General features: G+C 64.6%; 25 protein-coding genes. 12 read left to right on the top strand and 13 right to left on the bottom strand.

All coding sequences use genetic code 11. From position 1 onward, the window contains the following. The first annotated feature begins 50 nt into the window (after positions 1 to 50). Complete coding sequence (locus C100_RS30255) at positions 51 to 740, top strand: aspartate/glutamate racemase family protein (protein ID WP_031308798.1); 690 nt, start codon at positions 51 to 53, stop codon at positions 738 to 740. A gap of 77 nt (positions 741 to 817) precedes the next feature. On the opposite strand, the gene C100_RS30250 is transcribed toward C100_RS30255, so the two are convergent. From C100_RS30250 to C100_RS30215, 8 genes are all read right to left on the bottom strand, one after another. Next, positions 818 to 1,243 (bottom strand): DUF2147 domain-containing protein, encoded by a 426-nt coding sequence (locus tag C100_RS30250; protein WP_024018784.1) that lies wholly within the window; start codon positions 1,241 to 1,243, stop codon positions 818 to 820. A gap of 134 nt (positions 1,244 to 1,377) precedes the next feature. Continuing rightward, positions 1,378 to 2,367, bottom strand: a complete 990-nt coding sequence (locus C100_RS30245) for a type II secretion system F family protein (protein ID WP_024018783.1) — start codon at positions 2,365 to 2,367, stop codon at positions 1,378 to 1,380. Positions 2,368 to 2,385: 18 nt separating this feature from the next. Continuing rightward, entirely contained in the window at positions 2,386 to 3,384 is a 999-nt protein-coding gene (locus C100_RS30240; RefSeq protein WP_024018782.1) for a type II secretion system F family protein, read from the bottom strand. A 46-nt stretch (positions 3,385 to 3,430) separates the two neighbouring features. Then, on the bottom strand, positions 3,431 to 4,711 hold the full coding sequence (locus tag C100_RS30235) for a nucleotide-binding protein (RefSeq protein WP_024018781.1): 1,281 nt from the start codon (positions 4,709 to 4,711) through the stop codon (positions 3,431 to 3,433). A gap of 1 nt (position 4,712) precedes the next feature. Next, complete coding sequence (locus C100_RS30230; protein WP_031308797.1) at positions 4,713 to 5,360, bottom strand: CpaD family pilus assembly protein; 648 nt, start codon at positions 5,358 to 5,360, stop codon at positions 4,713 to 4,715. A 16-nt stretch (positions 5,361 to 5,376) separates the two neighbouring features. Beyond that, positions 5,377 to 6,849 carry a type II and III secretion system protein family protein gene (locus tag C100_RS30225; RefSeq protein WP_200866549.1) on the bottom strand — a complete coding sequence of 491 codons (1,473 nt, stop codon included), beginning with the start codon at positions 6,847 to 6,849 and terminating at the stop codon, positions 5,377 to 5,379. A 10-nt stretch (positions 6,850 to 6,859) separates the two neighbouring features. Then, positions 6,860 to 7,873 carry a Flp pilus assembly protein CpaB gene (gene cpaB, locus C100_RS30220; protein ID WP_024018778.1) on the bottom strand — a complete coding sequence of 338 codons (1,014 nt, stop codon included), beginning with the start codon at positions 7,871 to 7,873 and terminating at the stop codon, positions 6,860 to 6,862. Positions 7,874 to 7,923: 50 nt separating this feature from the next. After that, positions 7,924 to 8,397 carry an A24 family peptidase gene (locus tag C100_RS30215; protein ID WP_024018777.1) on the bottom strand — a complete coding sequence of 158 codons (474 nt, stop codon included), beginning with the start codon at positions 8,395 to 8,397 and terminating at the stop codon, positions 7,924 to 7,926. 51 nt (positions 8,398 to 8,448) lie between these two features. Here C100_RS30215 and C100_RS30210 point away from each other — a divergent pair, with 51 nt between their 5' ends. The 3 genes from C100_RS30210 to C100_RS47775 are packed head-to-tail and all read left to right on the top strand — an operon-like array spanning position 8,449 to position 10,706. Continuing rightward, on the top strand, positions 8,449 to 9,405 hold the full coding sequence (locus tag C100_RS30210) for an alpha/beta fold hydrolase (protein ID WP_024018776.1): 957 nt from the start codon (positions 8,449 to 8,451) through the stop codon (positions 9,403 to 9,405). Beyond that, on the top strand, positions 9,402 to 10,505 hold the full coding sequence (locus C100_RS30205) for an NAD(P)/FAD-dependent oxidoreductase (protein ID WP_024018775.1): 1,104 nt from the start codon (positions 9,402 to 9,404) through the stop codon (positions 10,503 to 10,505). Before C100_RS30210 ends, C100_RS30205 begins: the two co-directional genes overlap by 4 nt. Positions 10,506 to 10,529: 24 nt before the next feature. Continuing rightward, positions 10,530 to 10,706: a YegP family protein gene (locus C100_RS47775; protein WP_024018774.1), complete on the top strand. Its 177-nt coding sequence runs from the start codon at positions 10,530 to 10,532 to the stop codon at positions 10,704 to 10,706. Between the two features lie 388 nt (positions 10,707 to 11,094). On the opposite strand, the gene C100_RS47770 is transcribed toward C100_RS47775, so the two are convergent. From C100_RS47770 to C100_RS30195, 3 genes are all read right to left on the bottom strand, one after another. Beyond that, a complete protein-coding gene (locus C100_RS47770; RefSeq protein WP_200866548.1) occupies positions 11,095 to 12,099 on the bottom strand; it encodes a M28 family peptidase in 1,005 nt (334 codons plus the stop codon). Positions 12,100 to 12,300: 201 nt separating this feature from the next. Next, entirely contained in the window at positions 12,301 to 13,035 is a 735-nt protein-coding gene (gene ubiG, locus C100_RS30200; RefSeq protein WP_024018773.1) for a bifunctional 2-polyprenyl-6-hydroxyphenol methylase/3-demethylubiquinol 3-O-methyltransferase UbiG, read from the bottom strand. A gap of 78 nt (positions 13,036 to 13,113) precedes the next feature. Next, positions 13,114 to 13,299, bottom strand: coding sequence for a hypothetical protein (locus C100_RS30195; RefSeq protein ID WP_024018772.1), 186 nt, complete (start codon positions 13,297 to 13,299; stop codon positions 13,114 to 13,116). 162 nt (positions 13,300 to 13,461) lie between these two features. Between C100_RS30195 and C100_RS30190 the strand changes: the two genes are divergently transcribed. From C100_RS30190 to C100_RS0124120, 3 genes are all read left to right on the top strand, one after another. After that, on the top strand, positions 13,462 to 14,727 hold the full coding sequence (locus C100_RS30190) for an aspartate kinase (RefSeq protein ID WP_024018771.1): 1,266 nt from the start codon (positions 13,462 to 13,464) through the stop codon (positions 14,725 to 14,727). Between the two features lie 125 nt (positions 14,728 to 14,852). Next, entirely contained in the window at positions 14,853 to 15,866 is a 1,014-nt protein-coding gene (locus C100_RS30185; protein WP_024018770.1) for an NAD(P)H-dependent flavin oxidoreductase, read from the top strand. An 86-nt stretch (positions 15,867 to 15,952) separates the two neighbouring features. Further along, positions 15,953 to 16,891, top strand: coding sequence for a hypothetical protein (locus C100_RS0124120; protein ID WP_031308795.1), 939 nt, complete (start codon positions 15,953 to 15,955; stop codon positions 16,889 to 16,891). A gap of 39 nt (positions 16,892 to 16,930) precedes the next feature. On the opposite strand, the gene C100_RS30180 is transcribed toward C100_RS0124120, so the two are convergent. Further along, entirely contained in the window at positions 16,931 to 17,365 is a 435-nt protein-coding gene (locus tag C100_RS30180) for a winged helix-turn-helix transcriptional regulator (RefSeq protein ID WP_024018769.1), read from the bottom strand. Positions 17,366 to 17,464: 99 nt separating this feature from the next. Here C100_RS30180 and C100_RS30175 point away from each other — a divergent pair, with 99 nt between their 5' ends. Next, a complete protein-coding gene (locus C100_RS30175; RefSeq protein WP_024018768.1) occupies positions 17,465 to 18,202 on the top strand; it encodes an SDR family oxidoreductase in 738 nt (245 codons plus the stop codon). On the opposite strand, the gene C100_RS30170 is transcribed toward C100_RS30175, so the two are convergent. Beyond that, positions 18,189 to 18,869, bottom strand: a complete 681-nt coding sequence (locus C100_RS30170; protein ID WP_024018767.1) for a winged helix-turn-helix transcriptional regulator — start codon at positions 18,867 to 18,869, stop codon at positions 18,189 to 18,191. The genes C100_RS30175 and C100_RS30170 overlap by 14 nt on opposite strands. A gap of 138 nt (positions 18,870 to 19,007) precedes the next feature. On the opposite strand from C100_RS30170, the gene C100_RS30165 reads away from it, so the two are divergent. Genes C100_RS30165 through C100_RS30150 form a run of 4 tightly spaced genes read left to right on the top strand, consistent with a single transcriptional unit; the run spans position 19,008 to position 21,160 of the window. Then, positions 19,008 to 19,370, top strand: coding sequence for a DUF1428 domain-containing protein (locus tag C100_RS30165; RefSeq protein ID WP_024018766.1), 363 nt, complete (start codon positions 19,008 to 19,010; stop codon positions 19,368 to 19,370). A gap of 25 nt (positions 19,371 to 19,395) precedes the next feature. Continuing rightward, entirely contained in the window at positions 19,396 to 20,205 is an 810-nt protein-coding gene (locus C100_RS30160) for a VOC family protein (protein WP_031308794.1), read from the top strand. Beyond that, a complete protein-coding gene (locus C100_RS30155) occupies positions 20,205 to 20,696 on the top strand; it encodes a VOC family protein (protein ID WP_024018764.1) in 492 nt (163 codons plus the stop codon). The genes C100_RS30160 and C100_RS30155 overlap by 1 nt, the downstream gene beginning before the upstream one ends. Continuing rightward, positions 20,693 to 21,160 (top strand): SRPBCC domain-containing protein, encoded by a 468-nt coding sequence (locus C100_RS30150; protein WP_024018763.1) that lies wholly within the window; start codon positions 20,693 to 20,695, stop codon positions 21,158 to 21,160. Before C100_RS30155 ends, C100_RS30150 begins: the two co-directional genes overlap by 4 nt.

Here is a 21,160-nt window from a genome sequence, read left to right as displayed (position 1 = left end):
CCGGAACGCATCCGGCAATCGCCATGGCTTTGGGGGACAAGACGGACATCATGCAGAAACTCGGCCTGATCGGTGGTCTCAGTTGGACCTCCACCGCCCGCTATTATGAGATTATCAACAAGGCGGTTCATCGCGCCTTGGGTGGTCAGCACAGCGCGCCCCTGCTGATCGAAAGCCTCGACTTCGCTGCCGTCACCGACTGCGTGACGGACGATGACTGGGATTGCGCGGCGATCCAGTTGATCGACGCGGCGCGACGGCTGGAGACAGCGGGCGCGGGATCGCTGCTCATCTGCGCCAATTCAATGCATCGCGTCTATGACCGGGTGCAGCAGGCCGTCGACATCCCCATCCTGCACATAGCGGAACAGGTCGGCCGGGTGATGCAGGCCGACGGGGTGGAAAAAGCGGCACTGGTGGGCACGCGCCGGGTCATGACCGAGAAATTCTACCGCCAGCGACTGGTGGCGCACGGCGTATCGCTGCTGCCGCCCGACATGGCGCTGGCCGAACGGATCGACCGGATTTTCTACGAGGAACTGACGGTGGGCAAGGTCAGCCGCGATTCGCAGCGTTTTATGAAATCCGAACTGACCGACATCGCCAAGCAGGATGTGCAGGCGGTGGTGCTGGCCTGCACCGAATTGGAGATGATCGTCGATGTGAAGGCCAATGTGCTGCCCATCTATGATTGCACGAGCATCCACGCGCAGGCCGGGGTGGACTTCATCCTCGGTTGAGCCGGTCGTTGGCCCGGCCCCGCACATCGTCATTGCGAGCGCAGCGCTCGCAATGACGATGTACTATTCGTCTTGCTCTAGCGCACCGGGGTCCAGGTCTGTGTCTTGCAGAAAAAGGCGATGCAGCCCTGCACCTTCAACGTGCCATCGCCGTTGCGGCTGACCTTGCTGTTGTAGCTCTTGCCGCTTTCGGGGTCGTAGATCGTGCCCTTCCAGATGTCACCGGCGTCGGAAAAATCCGACAGCAGCGCCAGACCGACCAGCGGCCTGGAGCGGAGCGTGGGGTCCGGGTTCTTGATGTCGGTATGCGGTCGGCCGGGCGTGGGCTTCACGATCTTTTCGATTCTGCCGCACAGTTGCTTGCCGCAGGGCGCGATATTGACGATCGCCTTGCCATCGACGGTGGCCCAGCGGCCCGTGACCGGCTGCGCCGCCTGGGCGGGCAGGGCAACCAGGGCGCTGACGGCGACGGCGGCAAGGCCGATGGTGCGAATGATGGTCATGCGATCCTCTCTTCTTTCCTTTTACGTTAGCGGAAAATAGCGAAGGAGGTCATCGGGTTCCAGCGCTTTGTCGCGCTGGGCGGGGCGGGGCGGCCGGGACGCTACGGCAAGCGTCCCGACGACGTCCGCCTTTTTCAGAATGCCTCGCTGATCGAGCAGGCGGCCGGACCCAGGATGACGACGAACAGGGTCGGCAGGATGAAGAGGATTAGCGGCACCGTCATGATCGCGGGCAGGCGCGCGGCCTTTTCCTCCGCGCGCATCATCCGTTCATGGCGGAATTCGGCCGACAGCACACGCAGCGCGCTGGCGAGGGGCGTGCCATATTTCTCGGTCTGGATCATGGTCGTGACCACGCCCTTGACCGCGTCCAGCTTCACACGGGTGGCGAGATTTTCGAAAGCCATGCGCCGTTCGGTCAGGAAGCTCAATTCGATCGCGGTAAGCTGGAACTCGTCGCCCAGTTCGGGATAGGCCTTGCCCAGTTCGCGCGCGACCCGGTTGAAGGCCGCATCGACGGTCAGGCCCGCCTCGGCGCAGATGACCAGCAGATCGAGCGCGTCGGGCAGCCCCTTGCGGATCGCGGCCGACCGCTTCTGCACCTTGTTGTTGATGTAGAGATCGGGCGCCTTGTAGGCGAGAAGGAGCGCGACGGCGAAGGCGAAGAAGCGCTTGATCGGCCCCCATTCGGGCTGGATGCCCACGCCGTAGAGCAGGATCGCGGCCAGGCCGCCGATGACGATCGGCAGGATCATGCGGCCGAAAATGACCGCGACGGCCAGATCCTTGGACCGGATGCCGGCCTGCGCCAGGCGGATCTGCGCGTCCTTGAGCTGGTCGTCCTGCAACACTTTGAGGCTGGAGAGAAAGGACCGCATCTGGTCGGTCGTCTGGTTTTTGTGCACCAGCTTCGCTCGGCGCTTGGCGGTCGATGCGGTGATGCCGGCCTTGAGCTGCTCGCGCCGTTCGTTCAGCGCCTTGACCCGCTTGGCCATCGGGTCGCGCACCGTCATCACCGCATATAGGGCGAACAGCACGGCGAGCGTCGCCAGCCCTGCGAGCAAGGTGCCGAAATCGGTGCCGGTCATGCCGAACAGGGTGCCGGCGGGGGTGGGGGCGTCCATGGTCCTATCGCTCCCTTGTCAAATCTCGAAATTGACCATCTGGGCCATGATGAACGCGCCAATGGCCATCCAGCACATGCCCCCGATGCCCACGACCTGCATCGTGCCCAGGCCGAACAGGCCGACCGGGTCGGGCGTGAAGAAGGGCTTCATATAGTTGAAGTTGATGTAGCAGATCATGCCGAACACCAGGAACGGCAGCGCGCCGATGATATAGGCCGACGCTTTCGATTCCGACGACATGGCCCGGATTTTCAGCTTCATCTGCGCGCGTTGACGCAGCACGGTGGCGAGGTTCGACAGGGTTTCGGCCAGGTTGCCGCCGGTTTCCCGCTGGATCGCCAGGGTGATGACGAAGAACTGGAATTCCGGCGTGCCCAGGCGATCGGCGGTTTCCTGCAACGCCTGCTCCATCGTGCGGCCAATCTTGATGCGTTCGGTGATCAGCTTGAACTCCTCGCCCACGGGGCCGGGAATTTCGTTCGACACCACGCCCAGCGTTTCGGCGATCGGCAGGCCCGAACGCAGGCCGCGCGTCAGCAGTTCGAGCGCGTCGGGAAATTTGGCGTTGAACTGGTTGATCCGCTTGTTGATGAGGCGCCCGATCCACCAGTGCGGCAGGCCGAGGCCAGCGGCCAGGCCGATCATCATCGCGAACAGAAAGGGAAAACCGCGCAGCATCAGGAAGGCGGCGATGAGCAGGAAGGTCACCGCACAAGCGGTCATATACTGGCTGAGCGTCCATTTCCTGCCGGTCATCCGGATGCGTTTGGCCAGGTTATCCGGGTTCGGGATCAGCGAGACCAGTATCTTGGCTTCATTTCCGGTCGGCCGGTTGGAAATGACCTTGCGCATCCGCGCTTCCAGCAGAGCCTCCGCCGACTCGCTGTGGCGGCCGCGGATCAGCGCGACGCGGCGCTTGCGCGCGCGCTCGGGCGAAGGACCGGCGAAGGCGGCGACGAGCAGGCCCAGCAGGGTCGTCAGCAGCACTGCGATCAAGATGACATTGCCGTCCATGTTCACGCCTGTCCTTCATCGGCCGCCCGTCCGGGCGGCGCGTCCTTCAACCTTCGTTCGCGACCTTGTCCTTGCGGCGCGAAGACAACATGCCCTTGAGGTCGATCTTGCTGAGCAGGGAATCGCCCTTGCCGCCCGCTTTGACATTCACTGCGCCGTCCTCTTCCGCGGCGCCCAGCGCTTCGGCCAGCAACGCGGTGCAGGCCGCGCCGATCTTGCTGCCCTTGGCGGTTTCGGCCAGCGTCTTGCCTAACTTGGCCGCCTGCGATGCAACGCGCACATCATAGGGCAGCAGCACGTCCACCTTCCGCTCGATCGACTGTTCGAAATCCTTGCGGCTGATTTCCGGCGAACCGGGCTGCACCTTGTTGGCGACGACGATCACCCGCGCCTGGGGCGCATTGGTCTTGAGCCAGGACAGGATGCGGATCGTATCGCGCGCCGCGGCCAGCGTGAGTTCGGTCACCACCATCGCGACATTCACGTCGCTCATCAGGTGCGGATGCTGGATCAGCATGTTGCGCGGCAGGTCGATGACGCTGCATTCGAAGGCGAGGCGGAACTCTTCCATCAACTGATAGAAGGCGCCGCCGTCGGTCAGCATCGGCTGGCTGATCGGCGCTTCGGCCGACAGGATCGCCAGCGTGTCGCTCGCCCGCACCATCGCGCGTTCGATGAACAGGCCGTCGATGCGGCTGGGATTTTCGATCGCGTCGGTCAGGCCGCGGCCCGGCTCCAGGTCCAGCGCCAGCGCATTGGTGCCGAAATGGACATCGAGGTCGAGCAGCGCGGTGGAGCGTTTCTTCTTGTCGGACAGCATCCATGCGAGCGACGTCGCGATGCTGGACGCGCCGACGCCCCCGCGCGTGCCGATCACCGCCATGGTGCAGTGCGGCCGTTCGGGACCGGCATCGCGCGGCGCCATGAACACGGCCTGGGCCTGGGCCAGCGCGTCACGCAACTGGTCGGCGCCAAAGGGCTTGAGCAGATAATCCTGGATGCCGCTGGCGACCAGATCGCGATAGAGGCGCACGTCATTGACCTGCCCCGCCGCGATCACCACCGTGCCGGGCTCGCAGACTTCGGCCAGGCTGTTGATGTCGTTGAGCGGATCGCCGCTTTCGGACATGTCGACGAACAGGATCTGCGGACTGGCGCTGATCGACAGGGTCTGAACCGCGTTGCGCATCCCGCCCTTGTTCACTTTTTCAGGTGCCCAGCCCAGTTCGGCCGCGACTGCGCGCAGCAGGTCGAAACTATGATCGTCGCAGACGAAAGCGTGAAACGGATCGCGCAGGCCGCCGCCCGGTTTCCAAGGTGCGTTCATGTTACTCCTGGCCTCCCGCCTGTAGCTGCTTGAGTTCGCCCGCCCCGGTCGGCGCCTTGTCGCGATAGGTGGAAATGGCGCGGTTCGACGTGGCGGTGCGCAGGTCGCTGTCGCTGCTCTGGCCGCGCACCAGATCCTCGGGATTGGCGACCATGGCGGCAAGGTTGCTGTTCACGCCGCAGCCGAAATTGGAAGAAGTGCCGAGCGTCATTTCGCTTTCCTGCTTGGCGCTCCAGTCGGGGCAGCCGGGCACGCTGGCGGTGGAGCGGCGCACGACCAGCCGCACGCTGCCCTGCGGCGCCGGACCGGCGACCGACGAACTGTCGTCGCCCACCAGCAGGCCGTGGCGCGCCACGACATTGGCGATGCCCTCACGCAAAGCGGGGCCGTAATAACCGTCGGACACGATCGCCACCTGGTCGCCATAGCCAAGGCCGATGGAAACGAACCAGTCGTTGAGGCGCGCCGCTTCGGCCGGGGCCAGCGTGCCGCCGGGGCCGGCCTGCACGTCGAACGTGTAGGCGGCGTGGCTGACCACCGGCTGATGCACCGATTCGACGCCGCGATTGAGGCTGTCGGACGTGCAGGCCGCCAGCGGCATCGCCAGCACGGCCAGCGCGCTCAGGGTTTTAAGGGACAGAGAGGTCATCATCTTGGTCCTTCCGTCAGAAGCTGAAGCCGGGCGCGGCATCGCCGTCCTTGCGGGCAAGCGAGGGTGGCGCCGTGGCCGCGGCCTCGGGTCCGGGTGTGGGCATGGGCGCGCCGGGTGCGCGGCTGGGCATCGGGCGCTGCGCGCCGCTCGTCCCGCTATGGCTGCGTTGCAGGAACAGCCCTTCGCCCAGATCGGCGTTGCGGAAGCCGTCTGTCGGCAACCGCACGTCCGACGCATTCATCGGCTTCACCAGATAGGGCGTGACGACGATGACCAGTTCGGTCTCGTTGCGCTGGAACTGGCGCGACTTGAACAGGCTGCCCAGGATCGGCAGATTGCCCAGGCCCGGCAGCTTGTTCACATTGTTCGACGTTTCATTGTTGAGCAGGCCCGCGATCATGAAGGCCTGGCCCGATCCCAGCTCCACCGTGGTTTCGGCGGTGCGGCTTTTGAGCGCGGGCACATTGGCGTTGATCGAGAAGTCGAGGCTGGACACGGTCGGCCGGACCCGCAGCGAGATGCGGCCGTCGGCCAGCACCGTCGGCGTGAAGGCGAGCTGCACGCCATATTGCTTGAATTCGATGCTGTTGCCCTGCAAGCCGTTGCTGACCGTATAGGGATATTCGCCGCCCGCCAGGAAGCTGGCCGTCTCGCCCGACAAGGCGGTAAGGTTCGGCTGCGCCAGGGTGGAGGCGAGACCGCTCGATTCGGCCAGGTCCAGCGCGCCGGCAATGTCCATGCCCAGGATGCGGGCGACCCCGCCCAGGCTGTAGGCGCCGTCGCTCGGGTTGTTGAAGGTCCAATAGCCCGGCGTGCTGCCGTCGCCGCGCGTGTAGCTGGCGAAGTTGCGCAACCCGCCGCCGACATTGCCCGCGACCTTGCCGCCGCTGCTGTCGATGCTGGCGAAATTGGTTCCGATCTTGTGGCCGACATCCTTGGCGACTTCGGAAATCTTGACCTGGAGCATTACCTGCAACGGTGTCGCCATGCGCAGGCGGCTGACCACCGTTACATCCTTGCCCACGAAAGCCTGCGTCAGCCGTTCGGCCTCCGCCGCGTCTTCGGGCGCCTGGATGGTGCCGGTCAGCAGCACCATGCCGTTCATGGTGTTCACCGCGATCTTCGCGCCGGGCATGGCCAGGCGCAGCATGTCGTCGATGCTGGTGATGTTGTTGCCGACGCGCACCGTGCCCGAAAACAGCACCTTGCCATTGGACGCGGTGGCGAAGACGGTGGTCTCGCCGGCCTTCTTGGCGATCAGGTAGAGCTGGTTCTGCGAGCGGACATGAACATCGACCACTTCGGGATCGGCGATCACCACGTCCGACATCTTGGCCGGCAGGTTGACCACCCGGCTGCCGCCTACCGACAGCAGGATCGCATTGTCCTGCGCGCTGGAGATGGCCGCGTTGAGCGCCGTGGTCGGCGCAGCGGCGCCGGCCACCGCCAGGCCGATCGCGATCGCGGGACCGGCGAGCTTGTGCATGGGCTTCATCTTACTTCCCCCCGACCGGAACTTCGGTCACGTTCGTGCCGCGCGCCACGCGGATCGTCGGCCCCTTGAAGGCGACGGTGCCGACCGGCGCGCCATTGGCGGCCAGCATCGGCGGCACGGGCGCTTCGGCCTTGGCCGGAACCGAGCTGCGCTGATAACGCGACACGTCGGCGCCGGTGGAGTAGGTCGATCCCCGCTCGACCGGCCGTGCCGCAAGCTTGGTGAGGATCGCCTTTTCCGCGCCCGGATTGGCGCTGTCGGGCAGGTCGATGTCGGCGCCCGCAATCGCCGCATCCAGATCAGAAGGCGTATCCGCCATCGACCGCAGCGACATGGACAGCGAACCGATGGTCTGCGCCACCGCGATCTTCTCGGCGATCTTGGGCGTCACTTCGATCGTGACGTTGGAATAGGTCTGCACGACGGGCTTGCCGTCAGGCCCCATCGCGTCCATCCGCTGGTCGGTCGCCAGCACGCGCAGGTTGCGCAGGATCGTTTCGGACACCTTGAGCGGTTCGCCATCGCCACCGCCCGGCACGCTCTGCGTCAGGACCAGGTCGATGCGGTCGCCGGGAAAGACGAAGCCCGCGACCGAGGTCTGGGCCGACACCGGCACCGTGACGGCGCGCATCCCCGGCGCCAGCGCGGCGGCCAGGAAGCCGCGATCGCCCGGCTTTACCAGGGCGCCCTGGGTCAGCGGCTGGCCAACGGTGATGGCGGTGCGCACGACGCTGCCCGCCAGCTTGGCCGGATCGGCCTGTCCCTTCAGATAATAGGCCTGTTCGACCAGATCCTTGGGCCAGGGCTGAAAGCGGAAGCTTTCCGCGTCGAGTATGGTCCCCACCGGCAGCGCTTTGACCGCGACCAGCACATGCGGCTGGTCGGCCTCTACCGGCATGTTCGCGGCGTTGACCCTGGGGGCCGACGACGAACTCAACATGCTGCGTGCGAGCAGCGCGGTAGTAACGGCTATGATCAGCGCGCCCACCAGCAGCACGATCTTCTTGGCATCCATGACGAAATTCGCCTCCCTAGAGCGGGTAATCGGCCCCCATCGACCAGTCATCACGCAAATTGGTTAAAATATCGTTCGCCAAGTACCCAAAGGGCTGCAATGGAAATGGCGACGCCATAAGGAATCTCGGGTTGGCCCGGCTTTTGCGCGATCCGATGATGAATCAGCGTGACCAGCGTCACCGCCCCGCCCAGCAGCGCCATCAGCATGATCAGCGTCAGCACCGCCTGCCAGGGGAACCAGAGCGCCAGCGCCCCCAGCAGCTTGACATCGCCCCCGCCCATCATGCCCAGCGCGAACAGGCCGGTGAACAGGATGAAGACCAGGGCGCCGACCAGCAACTGCGCCGCCATGCCCGGCCACGGTTCCAGCCCACAGGCCAGCCACCAGAGCGGCGCAAGCAGCGCCACCGCCAGATTGAGCCGGTTGCAAATGACGCGCGACCGCAGATCGGTGATGGCCGCCGCAATCAGCAGCACACCCAGGGCGACCATCAGCGCCAAGCGGAAATATTCCCCCAACATGAGCAGTATTTCCTAGACCATATGGCTTACCAAACCGTAACCATGGGGTGCATGGATTCGCCCTTCTTCCCTTCTTCCGCGCCTTTTGACCGGCGGGCCTGGCCAAAGGGCGGACGGCTGGATGTCTGGCGGGCGCGCGATGGCTGGCCGATCCGCCGCTATCGGTTGGGCGAAGGCACGCGCGGCCGGATGCTGATCATCAACGGCCGGGGCGACATGATCGAGAAATATCTCGAGGTGATCGACCATATGGCGCGGCGCGGCTGGGCGGTGACCAGCTTCGACTGGCGCGGGCAGGGCGGCTCGGGCCGGCTGACCGACGATGCGCTATGCGGCCATATTCCCGATTTCGCCGATTATGTCTCCGATCTCAACGCCTTCGCGCAGGACTGGCGCGCGCAGGGCGAGGGGCCGACCGTGATGCTGGGCCATTCGATGGGCGGGCATATGTTGCTGCGCGCGCTGGCCGAAGGCATGGCGCCCCCCGACGCCGCGGTGCTGATCGCGCCGATGCTGGGGGTGCATACCGCGCCGTTGCCGCGCTGGCTGGCGGTGGCGATGACGCGCATGATGCTGTGGCGCGGCCTGGGCGAGAAGCGCGCCTGGACCCAGAAGGAGGAGTCGGAGCGGCAGCGGCGGATGCGGCAGAAGCGCCTGACCCATGATCCCGAACGCTATGCCGACGAAATCTGGTGGCGGGACCATGACCGGTCGATCGCGATCGGCCCGCCCAGCTGGAACTGGGTGGCGCAGGCGCTCGAATCGACTCGCGCCCTCGAGCAAGGGGAGGGCGTGGCGAAAATCCAATGCCCCGTGCTGATCCTGGCGGCCGAGGCGGATCAACTTGTCTCCACGCCCGCGATTCGCCGGATCGCGGCGCATATTCCCAAGGCGCGTCTCCACGTCTATGGCCGCGAAGCCGCGCACGAGATATTGCGCGAGCGCGATCCGGTCCGGCTCGATGCGTTCGGCCGGGTCGACGCCTTTCTGGACGAGACCGCGATTTGACAGCCTTCGACATCGTGATTGCAGGCGGCGGCATGGCCGGCGCGAGCCTGGGTGCGCAACTGGCGGGGCAGGCGCGGGTGCTGATCCTGGAGATGGAAGAGCGGGCGGGCTATCACGCCACCGGCCGGTCGGTCGCCTTCTGGGAGGAAACCTATGGCGGGCCGGTGGTGCAGCCGCTGACCACGGCGTCGGGGCCGCTGCTGGCGACGCCGGACCCTGACTTTCATGATCGCAGCTTCCTGTCGCCGCGCCGGACGCTGCATATCGGGCGGGCGGGGGACGCGCCGCTGCGCGACGCGCTGCTGGCGCAATTTGCCGGAAAGGTGACGCTTCAACCGGTCGATCCCGCGCCGCTGGTGCCCGGCCTGCGCCCGGATTGGACGCTGGGCGTGCTGGAGGCGAGTTGCCGCGACATCGACGTCGCGGCGTTGCACCAGGCCTATCTGCGTCGCTTTGCGCGGGCTGGCGGCGAAATCCGGCTGGGCACGACATTGCTGGCGGCGCAGGCGCAAGCGGGCGGCTGGCGGATCGAAACATCGGACGGGCCGGTCGACTGCGGCCTGCTGGTCAATGCCGCGGGCGCCTGGGCGGACGAGGTCGCGCGGCGCAGTGGCGTCGCGCCGGTGGGCATCATGCCGCTGCGCCGGACGGTGGTGCAGTTGCAGGTGCCGGCCATGCCGTCCCCCGACTTGCCGCTGGTGATGGACCTGCGCGCGGGCTTTTATTTCAAGCCCGAGGGGCCGGGGCGCGTCTGGCTGACCCCCCATGACGAGGTGCCGTCCCCGCCCTGCGACGCCGCGCCGGAGGAACTGGCGGTGGCGCAGGCGATTGCGCGGTTCGAGGCGGCGGTGGACTGGCCGGTCGAGCGGGTCGAGCATAAATGGGCGGGGCTGCGCAGCTTCGCGCCGGACCGCGCGCCTGTCTTTGGCTTCGAGCCGGCCATGCCGCGTTTTTTCTGGTTCGCGGGGCAGGGGGGCTTTGGCATCCAGACCGCGCCGGCCGCCGCTTTGCTGGGTCATGCCCTGCTGACCCGATCGCCCGTCCCCGAAGCGGTTGCCAATATTGACGCCGCTGCCTATGGTCCGGGACGATTTCGGTAGCGCAACAAAGCAGGAGGCAGGCTCGTGGCTCACAAGTTCGTGATCGAGAAGAACAAGGCCGGCGAGTTTGTCGCCAAGTTCAAATATAATGCCGAGGTCATTTTCTGGACCGAGGGTTACAGTTCCAGAGCCAATGCGCGAAACGCGATCGAATCGATCCTCAAGAACGGCCCCGCCGCGCCGGTCGAAGAAGCGGAGTAAGCCGGAGGAGAGGCGTGCGCGCACTGGGCGGGCGCCGTCCGACCGATGACTTGCGACCAGAAGCGGACTGTAGAGCCGTGGACGAGGTTGCTTGATTGCGGCCATCCCCACTTTTGTCACCCCAGCGAAGGCTGGGGTCTAAGGCGAAGCGGGTGGCGCTGGAAAGCTGCTACCCCTGCTCCTGCGCGTCTCTGCCTGAGATGCCAGCCTGCGCTGGCACGACGTTGAGAATATTGAACAGCCGCTAGCGACCCAGTTGTGCCGTTCTGCAGAAAAGTGCTCGCGCCCAATTGTGGACATTCGCCGCTACGCCATCTTTTTGATATGCAAGGCCGCTTCACCCTCCAGCGCTCAAACTAGCAACGGCTGCAACGCCCTATTGTGACGGTCAACTTGGCCAGTGACGTATTACCGCCTCTAGTCCAGACACGACGCGGGCCAACCGCTGATAGTTAACCTTGTCGGGAGTGTCCCGTGTGGTGTGGTAATAGGGATAGCGGAATGGGGCGGTGTCTGTAACCATGAGCGCGGGAAAGCCTTCGTTAGCGAACGACCAGTGATCGGACCAACCGATGCCTTGAAGTGCGCCCGGCGCGACGCCACCAACGCTGGGGAAGCGAGCTTCCTTTCGAAATGCTTCGACGGTTTGGCGGACAAATGACCGCGACGGAAGCATACCGACGAACGCCACGAAATTTCCTGTGCCGGGATAACGAAGTCCAAGCGGGAACGGGTAGTGCTGGCTTCCGGCTTGGTCGCTGTAGTAGCCCAATGTTTCCAATGAAATCATTCCCAAGACATCTTCGCCGGACTGGCGAAGTCGCTTTGCATAGACAGCACTTCCCATCTTCGTCGTTTGGAAAAATGGCGGCTCTTCGTTAACAAAAAAGACCAACCGTATTCTGATTGCCGCTCTACCGCGCAGGTCGGTCATACGCCTAGCGAGCGCTAACAAAGCCGCTGCACCTGAACCATTGTCGTTTGCACCGGGCGCATCCCCTGCGCTGTCGTAGTGCGCGCCGACAATCAAAGTTTTGACATTTGTCGATGTCGGCTGGATGACCACTTCGATGTTCCGCACCGGACGTCCACTTGCCTCATAGGGGTGACGCTGAACGGCATAGCCAACCGCCTCCAGTTCTTGTTCGATATGCTGGGCAACAGCTTCCAATGCTCTTGGATATTGCACATTGTGCGGTCTACTAGCGATGGCTGTTACATCTACCTTCAGTGTCTCAGTCAAACGCGATTGCGCCGATGTCAGGGGGGGCAAGGGACCAAGATGCGATTGCCCCGGCACAGCGGTCATCCAAAAGAACGCACCGATCGTTAGCCCGAAAAGCAGAAGCAGAAGCCCAATTGCCGTTAACCTTGTTACGGTATCGCTGGACATGTTTAGTATCTTCATTTCAGCCGCACAGCATGAATTGGCAAGGCACATCCGTCTATGGCAAAGTTCTAAATTGTGGCTTCAATAACAGTCATTCCGCTTACCACTCAAAGCTGTCAGCCCATTGCGGTTTCGCGCCGGTGTCGATTCTAGCGGTAGCACCGTTCGACCCTCGTCAAGTTCCCCTACCCCCCGCAGGCAAAGTCAGCGCTTGTGGCGCGCCGTCAGTAGATAGTTGATCGCCTGATTTGCCGACAGGGCAAAGCCGCGCGCGGGGTCGAAGCTCAGGCCGCTGCTGTCGGTCACGTTCAGTCCAGTCTGCTCAAGCAGGGCGGTCAGTTCGTCGGGTTTCAGGAATTTGCCCCAGTCATGCGTCCCCTTGGGAATGCCGCCGACGCTCTCACCGATTGTGATCATCGCCAGGCGGGAAAGGGGGGTGCGGTTGGGGGTGGACAGGATCATCAGCCCCTCGGGCGCCAGCTTGCGCGCCAGCGCGGCGACGAAGGCGGCGGGATCGGCGACATGTTCGATCACTTCCATCGAGGTGACGAGGTCGAATCCGCCCTCCGCCAATTCTTCCACCGGCGTCGCGCGATAGTCGATGGCCAGACCCTGCCCCTGTGCATGCGCGTTGGCGGCGGCGATATTTTCGGGCGCGGCGTCCAGACCGGTGACCGATGCGCCCATTCGCGCCAGCGGTTCGGCCAGCAGCCCCGCGCCGCAGCCCACGTCCAATGCGCGCTTGTCCGCCAGCGGCCGGAACGCCTGTTCCCGACCCGGCCAGTGGCCATCGATCGCGGCGCGGATATAGCGCAACCGCACGGGGTTGAGCTTGTGCAACATCGCGCTGGAACCGGCAGGGTTCCACCAGTCGGCGGCCATGGCGCCGAAATGCGCGGCTTCCTTCGGGTCGATCGTTGCGGGGGCGATATGGGCCATGGTCACCTTCGTCTGTGGACCAGATGCTTCTAGCAGCAGACGAGGCGCAGGCAAATGGCTCCGCCCCGGATGCCGGGGTCAGCCGCTGCCGCTTGCCTTGTCATCCGCGTCCATCTTCCGATACAGGTCTTTGGTCGCCTGTTCGGTCCGGGCGACGTCGCGCGGATTCCTGCGTCGCCGGTTGCCCACGATCACGAAGATCAGCACCAGCCCCAGCAGGATCGGCCCGCCGACAATGGCCAGGCTCCAGATGCTTCCGTCCATCCTGTCCTCCTATCCTAGTAAGAAAGGGAAAGATCGGGGCGGCCGCTTGTTCCGAGGGGCCATGGGATTGCTTGCCATATCCGCCCCTACTGCTAATAGGAGCGCCGTTTTGCCCCCTTTGGGACATTTTGTTTCACAATAACGGACAGGCTCGACAAGCAAATGGCGCGCATCGTGATGAAATTCGGCGGCACCTCCATGGCGGGGATGGAGCGGATTCGCAGCGTCGCCGCGCGAGTCAGGCATGTCGTGGAGCAGGGCCATGAGGTCGCCGTCGTCGTGTCCGCGATGGCGGGCGATACCGACCGGCTGGTCGGTTTCTGCAAGGAAGCCTCGCCGCTCTATGATCCGGCCGAATATGATGTCGTCGTCGCGTCGGGCGAACAGGTGACGAGCGGCCTGCTCGCCATGACGCTCAAGGCCATGGGCGTGGACGCGCGCAGTTGGCTCGGCTGGCAGCTTCCGATCCGCACGATCGAGGCTCATGCCAAGGCGCGCATTTCGACGATCGAGACGGACGCGCTGGTCGCCGCCATACAATCGGGCCAGGTCGCCGTAATCCCCGGTTTCCAGGGGATGATGGAGGATCAGCGCATATCGACGCTAGGGCGTGGCGGTTCAGACACGTCGGCGGTGGCGGTGGCCGCCGCGATCGAGGCGGATCGCTGCGACATCTATACCGACGTCGATGGCGTCTATACCACCGACCCGCGCATCGTGGCGCGGGCGCGCAAGCTCGACCTCGTCACCTATGAGGAGATGCTGGAACTGGCCTCGGTCGGCGCTAAGGTGCTCCAGACCCGTTCCGTCGGCCTCGCCATGAAGGAAGGCGTCGTCGTGCAGGTTCTCTCTTCCTTCGATGATCCCACCCAGGACGACCTCCCCGGCACGCTGATCGTGAGCGACGAGGAACTGGAAGCCAAGCTCAAGGAAACGAAGATGGAACGTCAACTCATCACCGGCATCGCCCATGACAAGAATGAGGCGAAGATCATCGTCACCCGCGTCCCCGACAAGCCCGGCGCGGTCGCCAGCATCTTCACCCCGCTGGCCGACGCGGCGATCAACGTCGACATGATCATCCAGAATGATTCCAAGGAAAATGAGGAAACCGACGTCACCTTCACCGTGCCGCGCGCGGACCTGGCCCGCAGCGTCGATATATTGGAGGCGAACAAGGAGGAAATCGGTTTCCGCCGCATCATCACCGATACGGAAGTCGCCAAGATAAGCGTCGTTGGCGTGGGTATGCGCAGCCATGCGGGCGTGGCCGCCACCATGTTCAAGACGCTGGCCGATCGCGGCATCAATATCGAGGCGATATCCACCAGCGAGATCAAGGTCAGCGTGCTGATCGACGAGGATGAGACCGAACTGGCCGTGCGTGTTCTCCACACCGCCTATGGCCTCGACGCGCCGGCGGCTTGACCTTCCCTCTTTACTAAGCGCGTCATTCCCGCGAAGGCGGGTATCCATCTCACACACCATCCCCGGCCGAAATGTCGGGAGGTGGATCCCTGCCCGCGCGGGGATGACGACAAGAAGAAGCAGATATGACCAACGCCAAACTCCTTTCCCTCATGGCTCGCGGCACCGAATTTCTCGGCTGCGACACCGCGATCCTGTGCGGGGCGATGAGCTGGGTCAGCGAGCGCCATCTGGTATCGGCCATTTCGAACGCGGGCGGCTTTGGCGTGATCGCGTGCGGCGCGATGACGCCTGAACTGCTGGATGCGGAAATCGCCGCCACCAAGGCGCTGACGACCAGGCCCTTCGGCGTGAACCTCATCACCATGCACCCGCAATTGTTCGATCTGATCGACGTTTGCGCGCGGCATGATGTCGGCCATGTCGTGCTGGCCGGCGGCCTGCCGCCCAAGGGCAGTATCGACGCGATCAAGCAGAAGGGCGCGAAGCTGATCTGTTTCGCTCCGGCGCTCAGCCTCGCCAAGAAGCTGGTGCGTTCGGGCGTCGACGCGCTGGTGGTCGAGGGGATGGAGGCGGGCGGCCATATCGGCCCGGTCGCAACCAGCGTGCTGGCCCAGGAAATCCTGCCCGACATGGCGAGCCAGGTGCCGGTATTCGTCGCAGGCGGTATTGGCCGGGGCGAAGCGATCGCCGCCTATCTGGAAATGGGCGCGGCCGGCGTGCAGCTTGGCACCCGCTTCGCCTGCGCGAGCGAGAGCATCGCCCATGCCAATTTCAAAAAGGCGTTCTTCCGCGCTTCCGCCCGCGACGCCATCGCCAGCGTGCAGATCGACCCGCGCCTGCCGGTCATCCCCGTGCGCGCGCTCAAAAATGCCGGCACGGAAAATTTCACCGCCAAGCAGCGTGAGGTCGCCAACCTGCTGGACAGTGGTGCGGTCGACATGATGGAAGCGCAGCTCCAGATCGAACATTATTGGGCCGGCGCCCTGCGTCGCGCGGTGATCGACGGCGATGTCGAGGGCGGGTCGCTGATGGCCGGGCAATCGGTCGGCATGGTGACCAGGGAAGAGCCGGTCGCGGAGATCATCGCGCAGCTGATGGACGAGGCGGCCCACGCGCTTGCGCGGCGAGCTGCCTGAAAGCTTGCGGTGAACAGAGCATCAGGCATATTTCCTCCGACCCCAATGCCCGGCATGACCGCTATGCAGTCCCCTTGGAGAATTTGATGTTCGCAACGCGCCGCATTCATGGCCGGATTTCCCTGGTGTCGCTGGCGGTGCTGGCCGCCTGCTCCACGCCGGTGAAACAGCCGCCGCCCACGCCGCCGCCACCGGTGGTCCCCACCGTGCGCCCGGTGCCGCCCGACAATGCGGCGGAGGGGATGAGCCTGCCGACGCAGGATGAGGATGGCGCCTATCTGACCCCCAATCGGAAGGTCACGTCGAATACCGCGCTCTGGCATGTGCGCATGGCGCTCAACGTTGCGGCGCTCAACTGCGAAAAATTCGGGCCGGCCGCGCGGAACCAGTATAATCAGATACTGACCGTCCACAGGGCGGTCCTGACCGAGGCGAACGCCGCCGTCGATCGCAACTACAAGGTCGCCTATGGCCGGTCGGGCGTCGGTTCGCGCGAGCAGTTGAACACGGTCGTCTATAATTTCTTCGCGCTGCCGCCGGTCGTCAAACATTTCTGCCCGGTGGCGGTGAATGTCGGGGCCAAAATCCTGACGATGCCGTCCAGCCAGTTGCTGGCCTATGCGCCCGAAGCGCTCAAGGAGCTGGAAAAGCCCTATCAGGAATTTTACGCCGCCTATGCCGAATATCTGCGGCGGCTGGCGGAATGGCAGTCGCGCTTCGGTGGAACGGTGACGGTCGTGGTGTCGCCAACGCCGCTGCCGCCGCCGCCGGTGCCGCCTGCCGAAGCGCCGCCGCCGGGCGGCTGGGCGCCAAGCTACACCAGTGCGCTGGAAGCGGCCGCGCCAGTGCCGGCCGACGCCGCGCTCGCACCCATTCCTGCCGCCGCATCGCCCGCGCCCAAGCCAGCCGAGGGGGGCTCGCCTGCGCCGGTCGGGCCGCCAACGGTTGCGCGCACGCTGCCAAGAACCGCGATAACGCCGACCGACCCGAAGCTGGCGATCCAGCCGCTGCCGCCGACGGAGTGACCGCAGGCCCGCGCGCCAATGGTGCGCGGGCGCGGATCGTCAGTCGCGCGCGTCGAACCGGGCGCGCGCGGCCTCGACCGTTTCAAGATTGCGTTCGGCCCATACCCATACCCCGCAAAATGCGGCGCTCAGGCTGTTGCCGAGCGGCGTCAGCGCATAGTCGACACGCGGCGGCACCACCGGATGGACGGTGCGGGTTAGCAGCCCGTCCCGCTCCATCTGGCGCAGGGTCTGGGTCAGCATCTTCTGGCTGATGCCGTCCACCTGCCGGCCGATCGCGGTGAAGCGCAGCGTGCCTTTCTCCTCCAGCAGTTCCAGCAACAGCAGCGTCCATTTGTCGGCGATGCGGCCGATCAGGTCGTTGACGAGCCGTTCGACGCGCGGATCGATCTCGGCGGGCGGTTCCTCCGCCAGATAGCGTTCGGCTTGCGCGATATCGTCGGCATCGAAGCGGGTTTCGAGCGGTTTTGTCATTTCTCACCTTTTGGTACGTATAGCACTTGAAGGTGCCTTCTTTCCAAAAGAGAGCATAGGCGTAAAACGCGGGTCGAGCCAATCAAAAGGAGCTGACCCATGCAAAGTTCAGGCAATATCATCCTTATCACCGGCGGCGGTTCGGGCATCGGCGCGGCGCTGGCGCATGAATTTCATGCGGCGGGCAATCAGGTCATCATCGCCGGGCGCCGGCAGGCGGCGCTGGATGCGGTCGCGGCGGCGCATCCCGGCATGGTCGCGATGACGCTCGACATGGCGGACCCGGCCGGTATCCAGACATTCGCCGACAGGCTGATCGCGGACTTTCCCGGCCTCAACGCGGTGCTGCTGAACGCGGGCATCATGGTGGCGGAGGAGAAGATCGACCTCGCCATTGCTGAAGCGACGATCGCGACCAATTTCCTGGGGCCGATCCGCCTGGCCCATGCGCTGCTGCCGCATCTGGAGGCGCAGGCCGCGGCGACCATCCTGACCGTCTCGTCGGGTCTGGCCTTCGTGCCGCTGGCGGCGACGCCGACCTATTGTGCGACAAAGGCGGCGATCCATAGCTGGTCGCTCTCGATGCGCGCGCAGCTTGAGGACAGCAGCGTCGAGCTGATCGAGATCGTGCCGCCGGGCGTCCAGACCGACCTGATGCCGGGCCATGCGGACAATGACCAGATGATGCCGCTGACGGACTTCATCAGCGAAACGATGGCGCTGCTGCGGCAACAGCCGACGCCGGCGGAAATCCATGTCGAGCGGGTCAAGTTTCTGAGCGAGGCGACGAAGCGGGGTGAATTTGATCCGGTGTTCGCCGCGCTCAACCGGCACTGACCATCGATGGCGCCTTGGGGGGCAGGGGGAAGAGCCGGGCGAAGCGCTCGGCCAGCGCCCTGTCCCCTTCGATCGTCAGCGCGCCGTGCACATCTTCATAGCGGGCGCCGCCGTAGAGCACCGCCACCAGCGCATTCTGGTCGCCGGACAGGATCGCGTCCGCACCCGCCGCCTGGCCCCGGTCGATCAGGCAGTCGCCGCCCTTCAACGTCACGCGAAATTCCTCCTCGCCAAAGCGCAGCCCGATCGCCGCGTCGAGATCGCCGATGCGGTCCCGGTCGATCATGGTGCGCATCGACAATATCACCGATACCGGACTCATCGGCTTGCCCGGCTCCATGGTGGGCGATCGGCACGCCCAGCGACCCAGCACCTGGAACACTATTTCCGACTCGCGGCCCCAGTCTGTCAGTTCGTAAATCTGGCTGGCGGCAGGCGGTGGCAGGCGTCCGCGCACGACGATGCTCGCCGCCTCCAGCTCCTCCAGCCTTTGTGACAGCATATTGGCGCTGATTCCGGGCAGACCGGCGCGCAGATCGGTGAAGCGCTTGGGGCCGAGCATCAGTTCGCGCATGATCGGCATCGCCCAGCGATCGCCGATAATATCCAGCGCATGGGCGACGGCGCATCCGTCCTGATAGGCGCGTTTCTTGCTGTTGGGACTCATTGGTTATCTTTTCTAACTTATCTGTTGTATAAAGTAATGGATGAGTTCACAAAGTTCAAGCGGTGAGTCGCCCGGATGGACGGGCGCGATGTCATGATCCCGCCGTGCTGTAATCCGATGCAAATGAGGAGAGAGACGATGGCCTATATGGACGGTTTCGTGATCCCGGTGCCCAAGGGCAACAAGCAGCGCTATCAGGAGATCGCGGCCTATGCCGCGCCGATCTTCATCGAACATGGCGCGCTGCGCGTCGTGGAATGCTGGGGCAATGACGTCAAGATCGGCAAGGTCAACGACTTCCGCACCGCCGTGATCGCCGAGGAGGATGAGGAGGTCGTCTTCTCCTGGATCGAATGGCCCGACAAGGAAACCCGCGACGCGGGCGCCGAGAAGGTGATGAAGGACGAACGGATGCAGCCCAAGGAGGGTGAGGACATGCCCTTCACCGGCGCGCGGCTGATCTATGGCGGCTTCGAAGTGCTGCTCGACGCCAAGGCCTGATCCCCCCTTTTTCAGGAGACGGATGATGACCGATTTGACCGGCAAATTCTTCTGGTACGAACTGATGACCAGCGATCCGCAGGCGGCGCTCGCTTTCTATGGCGATCTGTGCGGCTGGACCGCGCAGCCCTTTGGGGGCGAGAGCGGCGAGGTAAGTGGCGAACCCTATCATGTCGTGTCCGGCAGCGCCGGGCCGGTGGGCGGCGTCATGGCAATCCCGGCCGAAGCGAAGGAGTGCGGCATGACGCCCTGGTGGGGCGGCTATGTCGGATCGGCCGATGTCGATGCCGACGCCGCGCGGTTGAGCGCGGCCGGGGGCAGCGTCAAGCGCCCGCCCGAGGACATCCCCGGCGTCGGCCGCTTCGCGGTGATGGGCGATCCGGGCGGGGCGATCTTCATGCTGCTCAAAGGTTCCAGCCCCGACGGGATGGAGCCCGCTTCGCCGATGGCGCTCGGCCATGTCGGCTGGCATGAGCTGTATAGCGACGATTTCGACAAGGATCTGGCCTTCTACACCGGCCAGTTCGGCTGGAGCATGGGCGACGCCATGGATATGGGCGAGATGGGCGATTATCAGCTCGTCTCCCAGACCGGCGGGACCGGAATGGAGGCGATGACCGGTGGCGTCATGCGGCGTCCCAAGGAAATGCCGATGCCGGCCTGGCTCTTCTATTTCACCATCGGCGACATCGACGTCGCGGTCGAAAAAGTGAAGGCGGGCGGCGGCATGGTGCTGAACGGGCCGATGGAAGTGCCCGGCGGCGCGTGGATCATCCAGGCGACCGATCCGCAGGGCGCGATGTTCGCGCTGGTCGGCAGCAAGGGAGACGCATGATGGGCAAGATTTCCCCCTGCCTCTGGTATAATGGCCATGCCGAAGAGGCGGCGCATTTCTACGTCTCCGTCTTTGGCGGGTCGGTCGATCATGTCAGCCATTATCCGCAATCCGTCTCGTCGCCCTCCGGCTTTCCGGCCGGTACGGCGCTGGTCGTCGAGTTCACCCTGTTCGGGCAAAGCTTTCAGGCGCTGAACGGCGGGCCTAAATTTCCGTTCACCGAAGCAGTGTCGCTTTCGGTGTCGTGCAAGGATCAGGCGGAGCTGGACCGCTATTTCGACGCGCTGACGGCAGACGGCGGCGCGCAGGGGCCATGCGGCTGGGTCAAGGACAAATATGGCCTGTCCTGGCAACTGGTCCCCACGCAAGTCGAGCAATTATATCGCACCGACGACCTTGAGGGGATCGAACGTATGATGGCGGTGATGATGACGATGCAGAAGCTGGACCTGGCCGCGATGCAGGCCGCATTCGACGGAGAGACGGTATGAGCGGCGCGGAGCATGAAATGTCGGTCAGCTGCCATGTCGCGGCCCCGCGCGGGATCTGCTGGAAGGTGTGGACCGACCTCAAGGACGAATGGTTCTGCCCCAAGCCCTGGCGGGCCGAGGTGATCGAGGAGGATCTGCGTCCCGGTGGGCGCAGCGCGGTCCGCATGTTCGGTCCCGATGGCGAAGATACCGGGCCGATGGAAGGCGTTTTTCTGGAGGTCGTGCCGGGCGAGCGGGTGGTGACGACCGACGCTTATGCGTCGGGCTGGATTCCGCAGACCCCATTTCTGACGGCGGTCTGGACCCTGGCCGACGAAGCGGAAGGAACTCGCTTCACCGCCACGGCGCGCCATTGGGACGCGGATGCCAAGGCGCGGCATGAGGAAATGGGGTTCCATCCCGGCTGGGATCAGATGATGGCGCAATATAAGGCCTTATGCGAAACGTCGGCCGCCAGCGCCTGA

The sequence above is a fragment of the Sphingobium sp. C100 genome, from assembly GCF_000508185.1.
Classification (GTDB): domain Bacteria; phylum Pseudomonadota; class Alphaproteobacteria; order Sphingomonadales; family Sphingomonadaceae; genus Sphingobium.
This window is presented reverse-complemented; position numbering and strand designations above follow the sequence as displayed.

What these genes read in the sequence shown, in the direction of transcription:
- C100_RS30255 (WP_031308798.1), top strand. Translation starts at nt 51, where the DNA reads ATGCAGAAACTCGGCCTGATCGGTGGTCTCAGTTGGACCTCCACCGCC.
- C100_RS30250 (WP_024018784.1), bottom strand. Translation starts at nt 1,243, where the DNA reads ATGACCATCATTCGCACCATCGGCCTTGCCGCCGTCGCCGTCAGCGCC.
- C100_RS30245 (WP_024018783.1), bottom strand. Translation starts at nt 2,367, where the DNA reads ATGGACGCCCCCACCCCCGCCGGCACCCTGTTCGGCATGACCGGCACC.
- C100_RS30240 (WP_024018782.1), bottom strand. Translation starts at nt 3,384, where the DNA reads ATGGACGGCAATGTCATCTTGATCGCAGTGCTGCTGACGACCCTGCTG.
- C100_RS30235 (WP_024018781.1), bottom strand. Translation starts at nt 4,711, where the DNA reads ATGAACGCACCTTGGAAACCGGGCGGCGGCCTGCGCGATCCGTTTCAC.
- C100_RS30230 (WP_031308797.1), bottom strand. Translation starts at nt 5,360, where the DNA reads ATGACCTCTCTGTCCCTTAAAACCCTGAGCGCGCTGGCCGTGCTGGCG.
- C100_RS30225 (WP_200866549.1), bottom strand. Translation starts at nt 6,849, where the DNA reads ATGCACAAGCTCGCCGGTCCCGCGATCGCGATCGGCCTGGCGGTGGCC.
- cpaB (WP_024018778.1), bottom strand. Translation starts at nt 7,873, where the DNA reads ATGGATGCCAAGAAGATCGTGCTGCTGGTGGGCGCGCTGATCATAGCC.
- C100_RS30215 (WP_024018777.1), bottom strand. Translation starts at nt 8,397, where the DNA reads ATGTTGGGGGAATATTTCCGCTTGGCGCTGATGGTCGCCCTGGGTGTG.
- C100_RS30210 (WP_024018776.1), top strand. Translation starts at nt 8,449, where the DNA reads ATGGATTCGCCCTTCTTCCCTTCTTCCGCGCCTTTTGACCGGCGGGCC.
- C100_RS47770 (WP_200866548.1), bottom strand. Translation starts at nt 12,099, where the DNA reads ATGTCCAGCGATACCGTAACAAGGTTAACGGCAATTGGGCTTCTGCTT.
- ubiG (WP_024018773.1), bottom strand. Translation starts at nt 13,035, where the DNA reads ATGGCCCATATCGCCCCCGCAACGATCGACCCGAAGGAAGCCGCGCAT.
- C100_RS30195 (WP_024018772.1), bottom strand. Translation starts at nt 13,299, where the DNA reads ATGGACGGAAGCATCTGGAGCCTGGCCATTGTCGGCGGGCCGATCCTG.
- C100_RS30190 (WP_024018771.1), top strand. Translation starts at nt 13,462, where the DNA reads ATGGCGCGCATCGTGATGAAATTCGGCGGCACCTCCATGGCGGGGATG.
- C100_RS30185 (WP_024018770.1), top strand. Translation starts at nt 14,853, where the DNA reads ATGACCAACGCCAAACTCCTTTCCCTCATGGCTCGCGGCACCGAATTT.
- C100_RS0124120 (WP_031308795.1), top strand. Translation starts at nt 15,953, where the DNA reads ATGTTCGCAACGCGCCGCATTCATGGCCGGATTTCCCTGGTGTCGCTG.
- C100_RS30180 (WP_024018769.1), bottom strand. Translation starts at nt 17,365, where the DNA reads ATGACAAAACCGCTCGAAACCCGCTTCGATGCCGACGATATCGCGCAA.
- C100_RS30175 (WP_024018768.1), top strand. Translation starts at nt 17,465, where the DNA reads ATGCAAAGTTCAGGCAATATCATCCTTATCACCGGCGGCGGTTCGGGC.
- C100_RS30170 (WP_024018767.1), bottom strand. Translation starts at nt 18,869, where the DNA reads ATGAGTCCCAACAGCAAGAAACGCGCCTATCAGGACGGATGCGCCGTC.
- C100_RS30165 (WP_024018766.1), top strand. Translation starts at nt 19,008, where the DNA reads ATGGCCTATATGGACGGTTTCGTGATCCCGGTGCCCAAGGGCAACAAG.
- C100_RS30160 (WP_031308794.1), top strand. Translation starts at nt 19,396, where the DNA reads ATGACCGATTTGACCGGCAAATTCTTCTGGTACGAACTGATGACCAGC.
- C100_RS30155 (WP_024018764.1), top strand. Translation starts at nt 20,205, where the DNA reads ATGGGCAAGATTTCCCCCTGCCTCTGGTATAATGGCCATGCCGAAGAG.
- C100_RS30150 (WP_024018763.1), top strand. Translation starts at nt 20,693, where the DNA reads ATGAGCGGCGCGGAGCATGAAATGTCGGTCAGCTGCCATGTCGCGGCC.